General features: G+C 44.5%; 9 protein-coding genes. 5 read left to right on the forward strand and 4 right to left on the reverse strand.

The window, feature by feature from the left end:
* The first annotated feature begins 7 nt into the window (after positions 1 to 7).
* Together BUA34_RS06150 and BUA34_RS06155 are read left to right on the forward strand one after the other, a co-directional pair.
* Positions 8 to 5,530, forward strand: a complete 5,523-nt coding sequence (locus tag BUA34_RS06150; protein ID WP_072827853.1) for an ATP-binding protein — start codon at positions 8 to 10, stop codon at positions 5,528 to 5,530.
* Between the two features lie 374 nt (positions 5,531 to 5,904).
* Positions 5,905 to 6,495: a hypothetical protein gene (locus tag BUA34_RS06155; RefSeq protein WP_072827854.1), complete on the forward strand. Its 591-nt coding sequence runs from the start codon at positions 5,905 to 5,907 to the stop codon at positions 6,493 to 6,495.
* 118 nt (positions 6,496 to 6,613) lie between these two features.
* On the opposite strand, the gene glmS is transcribed toward BUA34_RS06155, so the two are convergent.
* Positions 6,614 to 8,443, reverse strand: a complete 1,830-nt coding sequence (gene glmS / locus BUA34_RS06160; RefSeq protein WP_072827855.1) for a glutamine--fructose-6-phosphate transaminase (isomerizing) — start codon at positions 8,441 to 8,443, stop codon at positions 6,614 to 6,616.
* Positions 8,444 to 8,571: 128 nt separating this feature from the next.
* On the opposite strand from glmS, the gene BUA34_RS06165 reads away from it, so the two are divergent.
* Positions 8,572 to 9,366: an FKBP-type peptidyl-prolyl cis-trans isomerase gene (locus BUA34_RS06165; protein ID WP_072827856.1), complete on the forward strand. Its 795-nt coding sequence runs from the start codon at positions 8,572 to 8,574 to the stop codon at positions 9,364 to 9,366.
* A gap of 154 nt (positions 9,367 to 9,520) precedes the next feature.
* Positions 9,521 to 10,828, forward strand: a complete 1,308-nt coding sequence (locus BUA34_RS06170) for a M23 family metallopeptidase (protein ID WP_072827857.1) — start codon at positions 9,521 to 9,523, stop codon at positions 10,826 to 10,828.
* 53 nt (positions 10,829 to 10,881) lie between these two features.
* Here BUA34_RS06170 and BUA34_RS06175 read toward each other — a convergent pair whose 3' ends face one another.
* From BUA34_RS06175 to BUA34_RS06185, 3 genes are all read right to left on the reverse strand, one after another.
* Positions 10,882 to 12,282 (reverse strand): S41 family peptidase, encoded by a 1,401-nt coding sequence (locus tag BUA34_RS06175; RefSeq protein ID WP_083579745.1) that lies wholly within the window; start codon positions 12,280 to 12,282, stop codon positions 10,882 to 10,884.
* Positions 12,231 to 13,556, reverse strand: coding sequence for a S41 family peptidase (locus tag BUA34_RS06180; protein WP_072827858.1), 1,326 nt, complete (start codon positions 13,554 to 13,556; stop codon positions 12,231 to 12,233). The genes BUA34_RS06175 and BUA34_RS06180 overlap by 52 nt, the downstream gene beginning before the upstream one ends.
* Before the next feature lie 124 nt (positions 13,557 to 13,680).
* Positions 13,681 to 14,433 carry a leucine-rich repeat domain-containing protein gene (locus BUA34_RS06185; RefSeq protein WP_072827859.1) on the reverse strand — a complete coding sequence of 251 codons (753 nt, stop codon included), beginning with the start codon at positions 14,431 to 14,433 and terminating at the stop codon, positions 13,681 to 13,683.
* A 346-nt stretch (positions 14,434 to 14,779) separates the two neighbouring features.
* Between BUA34_RS06185 and BUA34_RS06195 the strand changes: the two genes are divergently transcribed.
* On the forward strand, positions 14,780 to 16,672 hold the full coding sequence (locus BUA34_RS06195) for an AIPR family protein (RefSeq protein ID WP_072827861.1): 1,893 nt from the start codon (positions 14,780 to 14,782) through the stop codon (positions 16,670 to 16,672).
* Positions 16,673 to 16,774: the final 102 nt, after the last annotated feature.

A 16,774-nucleotide genomic window follows, 5' to 3' on the forward strand; every position in this document is an offset into this window, starting at 1 on the left:
TGTTGTCATGAGTATTCAGGAGTTGTATTACGACAAGTTTCTCAGATTCGTTGTTTCTCGTTATGAGAAGACTATTAAAGAAGTTAAGCCGGGACACCGAATGAAAATTACAGGTTTGTCGCTTGGCAAACTTCAGCGGCTGATTACGCCTTTGCGAGAGATAAACCCCTCCGTTAAGACGTTTATTCTTTCGGATTCACTTTCGGGTGATGATTATGTTCATGCTTCGAAATTGATTGAACTCAGAAATGAATGTCCTGATGCAATTCTTGCCTTGATTCCGTCGGATAGTTCGACATCTGCCGAAGATTCCTATGGTGCAGCATTTCAGGAATTGTCTGTGTCGGATTTGCAGAAAGATTTTTTTGACTTTTTGCTTGCGAAAATTCCTCAAGATAAATCGCATCTCTTCCAGATATTTTATAACGCATTTGCAGAGTTTAAACTATTTGCATCGGATGATTTGAGCAATCTAGTAAACTATTTGCTTTTTGTTGATGCTGAAAATTATTCTTTGGAATCGTGGGGAGATGGTCTCCAATTTATGGGGATGATTCCCGATTCAGATTTGGCGAAAAATGAACAGGACCTGAAACGTTATTTCAAGTTGAATTTTGAGATGTGCACATCTCTGCTTTGTGATTTTTCTTTAACAGAGCTGGATCGTGTCAATAAACTTCCTTTAAGCCCAGATTCTATACAAAACGAAGTTATTGATTTCTTGACAAAAGAAAAAGATGTTCGTGATAGCATTGAACTTTGCAAAAGAATTTATGAGAAATATCCTAAGCTTAATTTCTCCAGATGGAAAAGCTATCTCACTGTTGCTGTAAACAAGAAAAATGTTAAAGTCTATGCTGACCTGACACCTGGTAAAAAAGATGGCGAGGAATTAATAAAAGATCCCTCTGGAAATTTGGTGCTGAATATTAAGGATGGAAAGAAAAAAGGGAAAATCTCTTTTACAGTTGTTGTTGATCCGGCTCCAGCACAAAACCCAGACATTATGGCGTTTGAGATATGCTTGATAAGGCGAGAAGACTTTACGTTGGTGGATACGCTTAAAAAAGCGAAACTTGGAGCCAACAGAAAAAGTGCTAAACGAAAAATGTCTGTCAATATCGAAAATGAAGCGTACGAATCTGGCGATTACATGCTTCGTGTCAATGCTATTGACGAAAATGATGTTGTGCTTAATGTTGACAATGATTTTAAGGACGAAGAAAAACAAAGTAAATGGGAGGAAGAAAAGGCTGAAAATCCGGAAAAGTCCAAAGAACAATTTCGATTGGATAATCAGGCTGCCTATTGTAATGAAACCGTTGTGTTTACAATAAACAATGCCGTATCTTCTGACGAACTTGAAGAGTCTGAAGAAGTTGAAAAAAGAGCGAAGGTCAATACATTTTTGCAGGGGTTCATCCGTCAACGAGTATCGCTGTTAGTGAGTGATAAAGAAATTGAACTGGATGAATACGATGAACCCAAAAATGGTTGGCAGCATGGTTCCTTGAATGACATTTTCCAGTTTGATTTGTCGTCTAAATTTGCGTTCCAAATACAGTTGCCAAAGAAACTTATTGCCCTAGAAACATCCTTCTTAAAAAATCGAGATACATTTGGATATATCAATGCTACAGTCGGTGCGAATATAACTGATGTAAATTTGCAAAGTTTACGATTTAGCGCTTTGTCTCAAGATAAAATTCCAGTCGAATTAAAAAAATTAAGGTCTGAATTGTTTGAGGTTATTTCGCAGTCGGCAAAAGAAGATTCTGGCTTGCTTGAAACATTTGATATTGCAAATAACCAAGACTTGATTATAAATTATTTGGCGGAATATAATTCCTGGTTGGCTGATTTGTCGGCTCAGAATCTTTCGGAAAGTGACTCTGTTGCCGTTCAGTTTATTGATATGGTTAAATTGGAGGTGGAACTTCCTAACGGGACTTACACCGATGTTTGCCTTATTTCGCCTTTGCATCCACTTCGTTTGGGTTGGATGGTAAATCTATGGGGTTTGTTCCAAAATTGGGAAAACAGTACAAAAGAGTTTGATGCATACCGGAAATCTTGGACAAAAAAGCTGGACCAGCTTTTCTATGGCAAACTGAAAATGGATGTAGCTCCATTAATCTTGGCTGATGAAAAGTTGCAAGACCCGTATCAATATATTGGTGAAATAACATTTGGATGGGGAATTTATTCTCGCCCCGCAATAAGCAAGGATAAGTCTTTGTCTTCTGATGCAAGGCAAATAAAGGCTTATACATCGTCCTTGCTCAATATCTCCAGCGATAAGATTATTGACAGCGATGTTAGTGCTGAATTGGTGGAAAAATACATCAACCGATTTGCCAAATCGCATCCTTATGCGAAAAAATTAGTTCTGAACTTGTTCAATGCGGGTGATGCGATTTCTTTTGTAAATGCCTTGAAGTCAATTGAATTGAAAAACTCCGCATTGACTTATGAAATAAGAATTTTTTCAGAGTCGAATTTAATAAAATCCGGAAGTGCTCTTCGAGAACTTATAAATCCCGAGTCCAATGTTGCTGAAGGTGCGGAGGCCTTTTCGCAAGCGTCGCGTAATCGACTTTTTCCGAAAATACGATTTTCCTTGAATGATACGCAGCAATTTATTCAAGACCCGAACCATTATCAAGCTCATATTTCATTCTTGATAAATCCGTTCCAGATACAATCTTCTTTGGTGCGGCCCAATAAACTGGATAGATCGTTCTACTTGAATTCCTTAATTTGCCGTAGCGTTATATCTTATGAAGAAAATGGAAACGATTCTACATGGTATCGCTATATATCTGAAAAAATCTTGCCGAATCCTGTAGAGGAATTTGCTAACACAGAAGTTGATTTGTTGAAAAATATTCAAAATTTGGTGGGTAAGATAATGTCTAATACCATAGACAGTTCGTTGCCTACGACAACATTAGTTTTGAAGGAATCCGACCGTGTTCTCCTTAATTTGGTTCACGATGTTTCTGATTGGGTGGTGACATTCGATAAGAACATGGGACCTGAATTCTTCGACCTTCCGGCAAATTCGGGAGAAAATCAAAAGATTCCTTATTTGCTGGACTATATTCCAGGACAAGAATCCGCAGGAACATCAGCTTTCTTGACTTCTAAGCCCACAAGTGAAATTGAGGGGCTAATGAAGCCAATGTTTAGCGAGTATGGAATTGATTTGTCTGGCAATGAACAGTTCTTGGAATTACTTGAAGATGTAAGAACTGTTAGCAGTTCTCTCATAATGCAAGCAGGAACGACGAAAAATAAGGCTTTTGAAGTTTTAGGGACGACCCTGACAAAGCGGTTCCTGAAGAAGAAAGGTTTGTTAAACGAGGCTTTTATTATCCCTATCGATTTGCATCAAGAACTGTTTGCGGATCTTGATACGGGCGATCGTGAACGTGCTGACAATTTGCTTGTAAATATTGATGTTGAATCCAAGGAAATTGTATTTACCGTTGTTGAAATAAAGTGCAGAAAATCTCTGAGTGAAAGCGAAGAAAATGACTTGAAATGTAAAATACAGGCTCAACTTATCAATACTGTGTCTGCTTTGCAACAACGATTTGGTAAACCGTTAGATGGCAGTCCAGAGAGATTGGATAGAGAACTCCAGATTTTGGAATTAGTTGATTTGTTGAGTTTCTATATCAAGAGGTCTCAGCGCTATGCACAATTAGACCCGATTGTTGCTGAAGAATATTTGGTATTCTTGTCAGAATTGGAAAAGTTGGATTATAACCTAAAGTTCAAGCAAATTGGTGTGATATATAACTTTAGCCAACATGAACGTCAAAAGAAATGTTTTGAAGGCGATAGTTGCATTTTTACGATGGGCGAATCTGTTATTGGAGAAATTCTGGGCGACAATGCAACACTGAATACAGAACGATTGAAGCAACTTGATAACGATAAGGAATTCTGTGATGCGTTTGAACCGAATCGTAAAGAAAATATTGTACGGATTAGAACTTTGCGAGATGGCGGTGATTTACCTGCAGAAACGCCTGTTGAACCAGAATTCGAAGAGACTGAAAATATTGAGAATATAGTTTCTACTGCAAATTCGTCAGAAGCGGCAGTTTCTTCAACATCAGAAGTGTTGCCAGAGACGGCGGAGAAGCGTTCGGAGGTGGTTGAGGACAAACCTGTAACAGTTCCAGACGTTTCTGTACCGACATCAGAAATTTCTGCATCAGGACAGATCCCCATTGTAGAAACAGCACCAAAATCAGATGAAAATAATGGTGTGGAAAAACAGGAAGCAGAAGATGCCTGTTATGAACTACCTGTATGCGATGTTTTGATTGGAAAAACTGATTTTTCGCCGCAATTTGGGATACTCGGAAAAACGATAGACAATAAAAGGCTGGTTGGTATTGACTTGAATGAATGCAATACTGTCAGTTTATTTGGTGTTCAGGGTGCAGGAAAAAGTTATACAATTGGAACTGTTGCAGAAATGACATTGAAACAGTTCAGTAAAGTAAATAAACTTCCGGCGCCTCTTGCGAGCGTTATATTCCATTATAGTGAAAGTATGGATTATGCTCCGGAATTTACATCGATGGTTTATCCAAATGATGATGCAAGACAACTTGCACGCTTAAAACAAGAATATGGTGCCGAAGCAGGATCTGTAAAAGATGTAATACTTCTTACGCCTGAAAGCCAAGTCGAAAAAAGAAAGAGCGAATACCCTGACATAGAAATTGCGCCAATTGGGTTTGCTGCCTCGGAATTGAATGTCGCTGATTGGATGTTCCTGCTTGGAGCAATGGGCAACGAGTCCACATATGTGAAAGAACTAAAGCAGATAATGAAGGCATGTCGCCATGATATGACGCTAACAAACATTAGGATGGGCGTTAATCAGAACGCATTCCTGTCAAGTTCTCAGAAGAATTTGGCTTTGCAAAAACTGAAGTTTGCCGAAGACTATATTTTGAACGATAGTTTGCTTAAACAATATATGCGTCCTGGTCGCTTGATTATTGTGGATCTGCGTGATGAATTCATTGAGAAGAATGAAGCGCTAGGATTATTCGTTGTGATGCTCAATATATTTGCAAGTGTCAAGGCCGTTGATGGTAAACAGTTTAACAAATTCATTGTTTTTGATGAAGCCCATAAATACATGAATGACAAGGACCTTGTCGCCTCTATTACTACTGCAATTCGTGAAATGAGACATAAAGGTGTGTCCATTATGATTGCTAGCCAAGATCCGATGAGTTTGCCAAGTGAAATTATTGAACTTAGTTCTATTGTGATAATGCACAAGTTTAGTTCGCCTGCGTGGGTAAAACATGTCCAAAAGGCGATTACGGCTTTACAAACATTGACGCCTGCAGCGATGTCTTCACTCTCATCTGGTGAAGCATATTTGTGGGCAAATAAAGCTACGGATAGGGCATTTACGCAAAGGCCCGTGAAAATATCGATCCGCCCCCGTGTTACTAAGCATGGTGGCGATACGATAAATGCGGTAAAGTAAAGCTTTAAAATAGAAGGATTGTTCTATAATTCTCTAAATGTCCTCAAAAACAAGACATTTAGAGAATTATAAGCACTTTTCTGCAGTATAACTCTCTAAATGTGCCTTTTTTCGGTGGTATGAGGGTGCTTTTTCCTCGAAATTGCGCCCTCTTGACTACCAATTCTCCCTTATTGTATATTTGAGGTATAGAGGTATAATTATGACTGAAAATTTAATCAAAAACGCAATGCATGCCATTGAAACGATGGATCATTCAAGGGAGGCTGCTCTTCGCCGATTGCAAAGAGCGGGAATTCTCACAAAGACGGGCAGAATGACTGCTTTTTATCGTAGGTGTATCCAGGCTCAAACGCCTAAAGGATAGACCTTGTATGGACGATATCTATTTGGACCGTCCTAATTTATATATTGGTTTTCATGGTTGCGAAAAGAATGTTGGGATAGATTTAATTCTTCATCCTAATCGCATACACATGAGTGCTCATGATTACGAATGGCTTGGTCATGGATTCTATGTGTGGGAAAATAACTACGATAGAGCTTTAGATTGGGCAAGTAATCATTACCCGAAATTTAAGGAACCGTTTGCAATTGGTGTAGTCTATACGTTGGAAAAATGTCTTGATTTAACTGACAAGCATTTTATCGAATTGCTTTCTATGGATTATCCTGAATTTCTCCTAGATCTAAAGAGGATGGGAACCTCTGTTCCGCAAAATACGGATTTAAAAGGAATGCCTAATCCTAGTGGTGTTCTGAGGTTTCTTGATTGCTTTTTGATTGAGCATGTTCATTCAGTAAATGATATCGCGGAGGATATCCCTTACTTTGATTCTGTTCGCGGTGCATTTACTGAAGGAGTTCCTGCTTATCCAGGAACTCAATTTGGGGATAAAAACCATATCCAAGTATGTGTTCGTAATAAGAAGTGTATAAAGGGATTTTTCTTGCCCCGATATTGAACTAGTGTTTTTTAACATATATTTTGAGTTTATATGTAACGCGAAACCCCTCCCGTCAGGGAGGGGCTTGCGCTTTAAGCTTTTGGCTTTGCCAACTGTGGCAAAACCCTAAGACCTATTATTCCACTGTCACGCTCTTGGCGAGGTTTCTCGGCTGGTCTACGTCGTTTCCGCGCAACACGGCGATGTGGTAAGCGAGCAACTGGAGCGGAATGCAAGTGAGAATCGGCATGAGCATCGGGCGGGTCTTCGGGACCGTGATAATATGGTCTGCGATTTCGTCGAGCGGGTGGCAGTCTTCTGTTGTGATGGCGATGACCTTGCCACCGCGAGCCTTGATTTCGCGGATGTTGCTGATAATCTTGTCGAACAGCGCGTCCTTCGGAGCGATTACCACGACCGGCATGTTCTCGTCGATAAGGGCAATCGGGCCGTGCTTCATTTCGGCAGCGGGGTAGCCTTCTGCATGGATGTAGCTGATTTCCTTGAGCTTCAAGGCGCCTTCCATGGCGACCGGGTAGCAGAAGTGGCGACCGAGGTACAAGAAGTTGTTTGCCTTGCAGAGTGTCTTTGCAATTTCGGCGATACTGTCAGAAAGCTTGAGTGTTTCGGTGACGAGATCCGGAAGTTCCAAAAGGTCCTTCGCGATGTCGGCACCTGTTTCAAAACTGAGTCTGCGCTGGCGTCCGAGCAAAAGTGCAATCATGGCAAGAACGACAACCTGGCTTGTGAATGCCTTGGTGCTGGCCACGCCGATTTCGGGACCGGCATGCAGATAAACACCGCCATCACTTGTTCGTGCGATTGTGGAACCGACGCCGTTACAAATAGCAAGAGCGGTTGCGCCCTTCTGCTGGGCTTCCTTGAGTGCGGCGAGCGTGTCTGCGGTTTCGCCTGACTGCGAAATGGCAAGCACAAGCGTACCCGGCTTGATAATCGGGTTTCTGTAGCGGAATTCCGAAGCGTATTCGACTTCGACCGGAACGCCAGCCAGGTCTTCAATCATGTATTCACCGACCATGCCTGCATAGTAGCTTGTACCGCAAGCGGTGATGATGATGCGATTGATGTTGCGGAGTTCCTTGATATTTGTGTCGAGGCCCGCAAGTTTTGCGTTACCTTCGGCGGTGAGCAAACGACCACGCATGGTGTTGCGGAGCACTTCGGGCTGTTCAAAAATTTCCTTGAGCATGAAGTGCGGGAATCCGCCCTTGGCCACGGCGTCTGCATCGAATTCCACGTCTTGGACTTCGCGTTGCACTTCGTGGCTGCTCATGTTGACGATGGAATAACCGCTGTCTTTGATTTGGACAACGTCATTGTCATCGAGATAAACGACTTTTTGCGTGTGGTTGATAATGGCCGAAACATCACTGGCGAGGTAAAAGTCACCGTCGTTACCGATACCGAGGATAAGCGGACTTCCGCGGCGGGCGCCAATCAAAACATTCGGTTCTTCATTACAGATAACACCAAGGCCGAAAGTACCTTCAATTTGTTTGAGTGCCTTGAGGACGGCTGTCTTCAAATCACCATTGTAATAGCGGGCAATGAGGTGTGCCACAACTTCGGTATCAGTTTCAGATTTGAATTCGATACCTTCGGAGATGAGCTTTGCCTTGAGGCTTGCGTAGTTCTCGATAATGCCGTTATGGACAATAGAAATCTTTCCGTCGAAACTTGTATGCGGATGGGCGTTTGCTTCGGTAGGTGCACCATGGGTGGCCCAACGGGTATGAGCAATGCCCACAGAACCCTTAATCGGGGTGTTCTTTAATTTGTCTTCGAGAGCTTTGATTTTTCCCGATGCACGGACAACTTTTATTTGATTATGGTCGATGACTGCTACACCAGAGCTATCGTAGCCTCGGTATTCCATTTTCTTGAGTCCTTCGACAAGAATCGGCAGAGCTTCGGCTTTACCGTTATATCCAATAATTCCGCACATAGTAAACCTGGTATACTGATTGTTAGCTGAAAATATACAAAATGTAAAGGTAAAAAGAAAATTATTGTAAGTTTTAACGGAAATGTTTTACTATTTTAAAGAAGTCTATTTTTTCATAGAGGATAAACATGAAGACTAAATTGATTGTTGCAGCTGGCGCTCTTGCCATGCTTATGACTGGTTGCGAACCGTGCAAAACTGCATCTACCGAAAAGACTTCGCTTGTTACTGAAAAGGACAAGTATAGCTATGCTCTCGGTGCTCATTTCGGTAACCAGGCACGCTTCCAGTTGGTAACTCGCGATTCCATCGATCTCGACCTCGACCTCTTCATTCAGGCTTTCAAGGAACGCTACAATAGCGATTCTGCCAAGTACTTGATGAACGACTCCATTATCATGGAAACGCTCAACAAGCTTTCTGCTGATCGTCAGGCCGAAAAGGTAAGAAAGGATAGCATCGCAGCTGCCAAGAACAAGGCTGAAGGCGAAGCATTCCTCGCTCAGAACAAGACTGCCGAAGGCGTTGTGACTACGCAATCTGGTCTCCAGTACAAGATTGTTACTGAAGGTCAAGGTGCAACTCCGACCGACGAAGACAAGGTCAAGGTTCACTACACTGGTACGCTCCTCAATGGCGAAAAGTTCGACAGCTCTGTCGATCGTGGCCAGCCGCTCGAATTCCCGGTTACTGCTGTAATCCCGGGCTGGACGGAAATGCTCAAGCTCATGAAGGTCGGCGAAAAGGTTATCGCATGGATCCCGAGCGACCTCGCTTACGGTCCGCATGGCAACCGTGCTATTCCGGGTAACTCCGTCCTCAAGTTCGAAATGGAACTTTTGGAAGTGATCGCTCCTGAAAAGCCGGCAGAACAGGCTAAGCCGGATCAGAAGAAGCCGACTAAGAAACCTGCTAAGCAGTAATCTTAAGCAATTCGCTTGAATTTGAATGCCTCGCGCCTACCCGCGCGGGGTATTTTTTTTGCGCTGTCATCCCGGCCCTAGTGCCGGGATCGCCATCTCGTTGGTGGTGTAAAAAATTTTATCTTTGCTTTTGAAATTTTAAGAGCGGGTGATTATGTCCAGATTTTTCTTTTTGCTGTGTGTTGCAATTATTGCGCTTACCGGATGTAATGAACAGAAAAAAATTGACGCGTTGACGCAAGAAAAAGCAAAACTTGAAGCGACGGCCGATTCGTTAAAGGCCTTGATTGCAAAAGCTCAAGTGGCGACTTCGAAATGGATTGTGAAAAACGATACCGTTCGTGCGGGCGATGGACTTTTCCAGGTGCTATACCGCATGAACATCAACGAAAAAGAACGTGGCAAGATTGTGATTGCCTTGCAGGACTCCGTTGAACTTGCTGCACTCCGCGTGGGGCAGGTGTTTTATGCCGCTCTCGATACTGCTGGCGATGTCCAGCGTTTCCGCTTTGCGCCGAACCCGGCTACGGTTCACATGTTGAGCAAGGTCGATTCTGGTTTTGCCTATAGCCGCATTGACAAGCCTGTAACGATCCGTCAGTCTGTTTTTGAGGGCGCCTTGGAAAACGGGAGCACGTTGAGCGGCATCTTGCATAAGGTCGGCATTCCTAGCCGCATGGTGGGTGTCGTGAGCGCCGTTTTGCAGTGCAAGGTCTCTTTCCAGCTCGCACGCCCGGGCGACAAGTTCCGCATCTTGCTCGAAGAAAAGTTCTATCAAGACTCTATCTGGATTAGCGGTAAGGTGCTTTACGCTGAATTTAACGGCTACACGGTTGGCCATCACGAAGCATTCCGCTACGAAGACCCGGATCCGAAGAGTACGTTTAACGCCCATTACACTGAAAAGGGCGAAGCGCTCATTTTCGAAGGTCTCCGCTATCCGCTTGACCGTTTGCATATCACGAGCCCGTATGGTGCCCGCATCCACCCGATTACTGGCCGTCGCACGGTGCATCACGGTATCGACTATGGTAGCCCCAAGGGCTCACCGGTCTATGCGGTTGCTGCTGGTGTCGTGACTGTTTCTGGTTACGATGACTTGAGCGGTAACAAGATTGCTATCCGCCACAGGGACAATACCGAGAGCTGGTACATGCACCTCTCCGTGCGTGGCGTGAATGTCGGCACGAAGGTCGCTCCGCGTCAGGTAATCGGTAAGGTTGGTTCTACGGGTCGCAGCACAGGTCCGCACTTGCACTTGGGTTTCAAGGACAATCGAGGCAACTGGATGAACCCGGCCAAGAAGACTATGATTGCAACGCCGAAGCTCGAAGGTAATCGCATGGCCCGCCTCAAGAAGCAGGTGGCTGATATCCGCAAGGAAATCGAACTCACGCTTGCATCGCCGGCGGTCAAGGTCAACGATACGGACGTCATGGTCCGTATGCGCGTGCTGAAATAAATCTTTTATCTAATCAAAATCAGTATCATATTAAGTTGCTTGTTACTAGCAACTTAATACTTTAATTTGATATCTGCGCTGTATTCTTTAGAAAAGTGGAAAAATCCCGGCATGGTATCGGGTTCCATAGCCGCTTTGGCAAAGTGCCCTGTATTGGTGGTTCCGTATCCGGCGACTCTCACATAGTTTTGTTCCTTGGCAAGTGCTATTGCTTTATCAAGCGCTATAGCATCGTCTAGGATTGCAAAATCAGGAACGATTCCATACTTGTGATATGATTCTCCATGCTTGTCTATGGTTTTCATGCTGGTAATAGATACAAGGGCGTAAGAGCGCGTGTAGAAGCTTGTTTGTCCGATGCCTTTTCCGTAGGTTACTGAACCGACAACTGGATATTTTTTGTTAGAGACAACGCTTGCAATCATGATTTCGGAACAGCTTGCTGTAAAGCCGTTTGCAAGGAATACGAAGTATCTGTCTTTGAAAATGCCGTCACGTTCGTTAATGTAGAAGGTCGTTTTTGACGCCTGCTTCTTGTGAACTGTGTCAGGAACCATTGAGTAAATTCCTATGGCGGTATCGCCTTTAGAAAGTAAAAGCTGAGACATGGCAATGCACTGTGATACGTCCCCGCCTCCATTATTTCTCAAGTCGATGATGGTTGTCTTGTATTTTTCTGTTTCATGGAGATAATGGACAAATTCACCGAATGTCCCTGAATCATTAGAGGTCTCTTGAACGAATTCGTTGATCTTGATGACGGGAATAGAATCTTTGAACGAAAGCTCTACTGTAGGCAAACTGTATGGTTCAATAGTCACTGGAATGGTCTTGTTTGTAGAGTCTCGCTTGATGGTATAGGTTATGACATCACCTTCGGACGCGACCGACAGACGGTCAAATACTGTAGAAGATATCGGTGAAACGCCTTCGATTTCGACAATTTCGTCTCCGGCTTTGATTCCTGCAATATCAGCGGGGGACTTTTCTATGACTTTCTTGACAACATATTTTTCGGGAATGTAGGCCGAATCAAGTTCGAATCCTGCATCGATTTTTTGCTCGGAACTCATCCATGTGCTCAACAGACTCATGGCTCGCGACGGGTCCACATAATATGTGTAAAGGTCGTTCATTTGGGCGTACATGTAATAAATATCATGATAATCCCAAGGAATACCTCTGTCGAGCATTGCTTCGGTATCGACCCTTCCTAGATAGCTTGTGGGGTTGCGAAGATATTTGTCCTTATCAATGTACAGGTAAAAGAGGTTCATGTAATTCTGCTGAAACTCTGGAGTCCCCATGCTTGCATTCAGTCCATTGTATGGGGCAACAGTATCGTCAGAAGAACATGCGGTAATGCCAAAACTCGTGATGACAGCCGCTGCAATAGCAGCAATTATGGACGCGTTTTTTCGAATGCCTTGATGTAAAAGTCCGAATTTTCCCATTCTAAAGCTCCTCCCTCTAAACTCGAAAATTTATTCTCTGTAAATTCAAAAGCGCGTTTGGCCAGGGATTCATCTTGCGTTGGAATCTTGACGCCATAAAGCTTATTTGCAACTTGGGCGACGCAGTTTTCGTAAACGGTTCCGCTACATTCGTATTTGGGGAAAATTCCCTGGAGGTGGTAGTTGTTTCCTTTAGGGGTTAAAAATTCACGGTCGGTAATTGTTGCAAGTCCACCTGCGTATGTCTTAAAATTCGTTTGTCCAATTCCCTTGCCGTATGTTTTGGAGCCTACGAACGGGATGTCCGTTGTTTCTATGACTGCAGCAATGAATATTTCTGCACAACTTGCAGAGCCTCCGTTTGCAAGGATCATGAATTTACCTTGCTCGCCTGGGTCACCAGCCTTTGCTCTGAATGTCGTTGTTGATTTTCGGGAATCTCCATTGGCATCCATCGAACGCCAATTGTTTGTGGAAAGTGTTCCTTCCTTGACGAATAGGTCAGCCATGTTGACGCATTGCTTGACGCTTCCGCCTGGGTTGCTTCTCAAATCGAGAACACGGACGTGATTGTCCGAAATTGTGGAGTCTAGATAAGCTTTGAGTTCCCCGTAAGAACCATGTTTTTTGTCTTCGGTGGTGTCCTTGAATATTTCGATACTGACAAAGACGATGCCCGGATAGCCTTTGGCTGAATCCTCAAATAACGTGTCGACAAAAACGGTCGGTGCGTAGACAATCTCTTTTTCGAGCTTGTATTCTGTAGTGTCGCCTCTATAGGCAATACGCAAGTTGATATTCTTGTTGGTACTTAAAATGGAATCGTAAACAGCCTTGGCGTTTGAACCGACGAGATCGTAATCGTTTACGCTGAGGATGTTTCCATACCGAGGAACGTTTGCTCTCCCGGCTGGAGCTTTGGGATAAACGCGGCTGATATAGATGGGGTGTTCCCTGTCGGTCAAGTTATAGTAGCGAAGCCCGATATCTCCGCCGATGATGATGCTTGTTCTTATCTGTTGCCCGACAATTTCACTTTTTGAGGGGGGAGTGTAATTTGTGAACCGGTCACTAAGTGTATTGTAGAGTGTTTGTACGGAATCTCCGTCTTCGTCCAAGTTGACCAGTTCATCTTCGTACAGATATTGCCTTTGCAGGAGCCAATAGTTAAAGGAATATTCTGTGGGGTCGGGGGTACTTTTGACCGGATGGATAAAATCCGAGCATCCGAGTAAGCTCAGGAGCAAGACAGCAAACATTATTCGGGTTTTCATGACTTTATCCTTTAATCGTTTGGTTTGTGAATGCTCCTAAAAAGGAGATTCCCGGACTATGCCGGGAATGACAATTGGATATTTCGTGATTTCAAATTCCTAATTCCGAACTCTGAAATCCGAATTACTGGTCTATGCTCAGACCTTTCTTGTCGAGGAGTACACGCGGGATACCTTCTTCCATCGGGTTCTCTATGACGGAGATTGTCTTGAGGTTGTCACATTCGGCAAGGCTTTCCGGAAGTGTGGCGAGCTGGTTTGCGTCGAGCACGAGTTCGCGGAGGTTCTTTAGGTTGCTGAATTCAGACGGAATAGCGCCCAAGCGATTGCCCGAGACCATGAGAATTTCGAGGTTTTCGAGGTGCGAAAGCGTTGCCGGGATGGTCGTAAGTTCGTTGTTGTCGAGGTAGAGCTTCACGAGGCTCTTCATCTTGCCGATGGTCGGCGGAATTTCGGAGAGCATGTTGTCGTGGAGCGAGAGCTTGAACACCTTCTGCCAGTTGCCGATTTCGAGCGGCAAATCCAGGAGCTGGTTCTTAGCAATGTTCACCGTCTGGAGGTTCACGAGCTTGCCTACCGATTCCGGCAGGTCCGAAAGGCTGTTGTAACCGAGATAGAGATTTTCCAAATTCGTCAGTTCACCAATGGATTCTGGCAATTCCATGAGGTCGTTTTCGCTCACGGAAAGGCTCTTGAGGTTCTTCAAAAGGCCGATATCGTCGGGAATTTCGACGAGCATGTTGCGGTCGAGGTTCAGTTCCTCGAGGGATTCAATTTCGAAAAGTTCGGGGGGCAGCAGGCGGAGGCCCTTCTGAGACAAGTCCAACGTCTTTGCTTTTTCTTTTTTTGCTTTCGCTATAACATCTAGTAAATTCATAAAAAGACTCCTAATGTTTAAATCATAGCTTTTTTGTTTCTAAAAACGTAAAAGAGAACGAAAAAAACACAAAAAAATGCAAGAATGGGGGAGGAGAACCCGAATGTCAAGTTCGTTTTTCTGGAGGGCTGATGACACGGAATTCTCGAAAAAATGTCCTTTTTTTTATATTTGCTATACAATTGTTCACTAAAAATAAGCATTTGTGGCAAAAAATTGCAAGTTTTATCTTTTTTTGCACGCAAATCTTAAGATTTGAAGCTATTTTTAGGGTGCGAATTACGGAAATACTCCAATATATAATATTATTGTATATTGGTCTTGCAGTGTAATTATTGAGGAAAAAATGGAACTAACAAAATCGCAGGAACGCCGCTTAGCATTTGTCGCTAGCCTCTTGAGCTTAAACCCTAACGACCCTAACGATCGAATTAAGGCACTCCGGCATCTGAACCTAGATGAAAATGGATGCTTCCACGGCTTCCAGTATTCACAGGGCTTCATGGAATTCTTCATCTTCTTGGACGAAGATACTCCGCTCGAAAAGGTTGTCGCACACCTGAACGCCGATCTGAAGCAACTCCAGATTGCCGTGTTCCGCACTAGCGACCCGACCAATCCGTTCTTCCTCTCGCTCCGCGAAGAAGCTGATCCGTGGGCAGTCAACAAGATTTCCGATGAAGAAACGGAAGAAGATGTGGATGCCCCTGCAAGTCGCCCGTACATGGAAACGCTCGAAATTACGGTGCTCCGCACTCGCGCTAGCCGCGATATCACGGACTCCGAACTCGAACGTACCCTCAAGGATATGCGCCGCAAGCTCACGCTTTGGAAGGCTGATGTCAAGGCAAAGCTCGAAATCATTGCCGAACACGATGACCTCACTCGTGACTTCCGTAGCGCAGATGACAAGCTTGAAATCGAGATGGATTCCGAACCGCTCCACCTCACATCGGATCATGGCGAGCTCTTCCTCGGCTTCTGCCCGATCCGCACGATTTTTGACTACCATGTTGCTCTTGGTAAGCGCCTCAAGACCAAGCATAACATGGCGATTGTAAGCTCTAACATCCGTACTTACCTCGGTAACCTCACTCATACGAACGCCGCTCTTATCGATGCCTTCCAGACGATGGAAAGGAATGACGACAAGAACGTGAACGTCGATGACTTCCCGTTCCTCCACAACGGTATGACCCTTACGGGTGATGACCTGCGTCTCAAGGAACGCGATGGCAAGAAGGTGCTCTTCATTGAACGTCCGAAGATCATCAACGGTGCTCAGTCTCTCTTTACGTACGAACAGTATGCCAAGAAGAGCAAGCATCCGGTGAATCCGCAGGTGCTCGTGAAGGTCGTTGTGCCGTACCAGGGCGCCGACAACTTCTTGAACCAGGTGACCATGGCTAACAACCGCCAGAACCCGGTGTTCAGCTACCATCTGCGTGCTGCTGACGACTTGCAGTTCTTCATTTGGCAGCGTTACCAGGAAGAAGGATTTACCTACGTTTATAAGGACGGTGTCCGCCTCAAGGCCCGTACCCGTAAGCTCGAAGTCCGCATGCGTCCGGAACTTGCAAAGACTCTCTTTATGATGGATGGCAAGCTCAGCGAATGCCGCTCCAGCGACTGCATCTTCGATAAGGAAACGCTCTACCAGCGCTGCTTCGGTGCGTTTGTGCGCGTTGCCCCTGAAAAGGAAAAGGATTTTGTCCGCAAGACCATCGCCTTCACGAAGGCATGGCAGCTCCTTAGCCGTCTCCCGATTAAGATCCGCAAGGTCACTCCGGGTAAGGGCGTGTCTATCGAAGCTAACGACGATAACCCGCTGACCCGCATCACGTGGAACGGCCGCCTCGAAGACAAGTTCATCTTCCGCAGTGCAGTGAAGGACCTTGTGGTCGCTCTCGCTCTCCGTCACTGGCTCATCTACGGCAATCCGATCCAGGACTTCGAATGGCTCGTCGAAAACGAACTCAACTTCAACGATTCCATCCTCAAGTATGCATCCCGCATTTACACGGACGACTTGAAGAACATCTTGATTTCTGAATTCAAGGACAACACGAACTACTACGATACCATCACGACAATCGACAAGGATTCCGGTGAATCCGTGGAACGTCGCTTGTGGAAGGGCTTCTCCAACACGGCTACTTATGACAAGATGATTGAACTCTTGTGCAAGAAGAATCCGGCTTGGGAAAAGTGCCGCGGTGGCATTGAAGTATTCCTCTAGTTTATCCTTTAATTAGGGCCTAGAATCAGGTTTTGAAACGCATCCATAAAATGGGTGCGTTTCTTTTTTTCTATGTTATCGGTGGTAATTTTGAACGTCCCG

The organism is Fibrobacter sp. UWB12, assembly GCF_900142485.1.
Taxonomy (GTDB): domain Bacteria; phylum Fibrobacterota; class Fibrobacteria; order Fibrobacterales; family Fibrobacteraceae; genus Fibrobacter.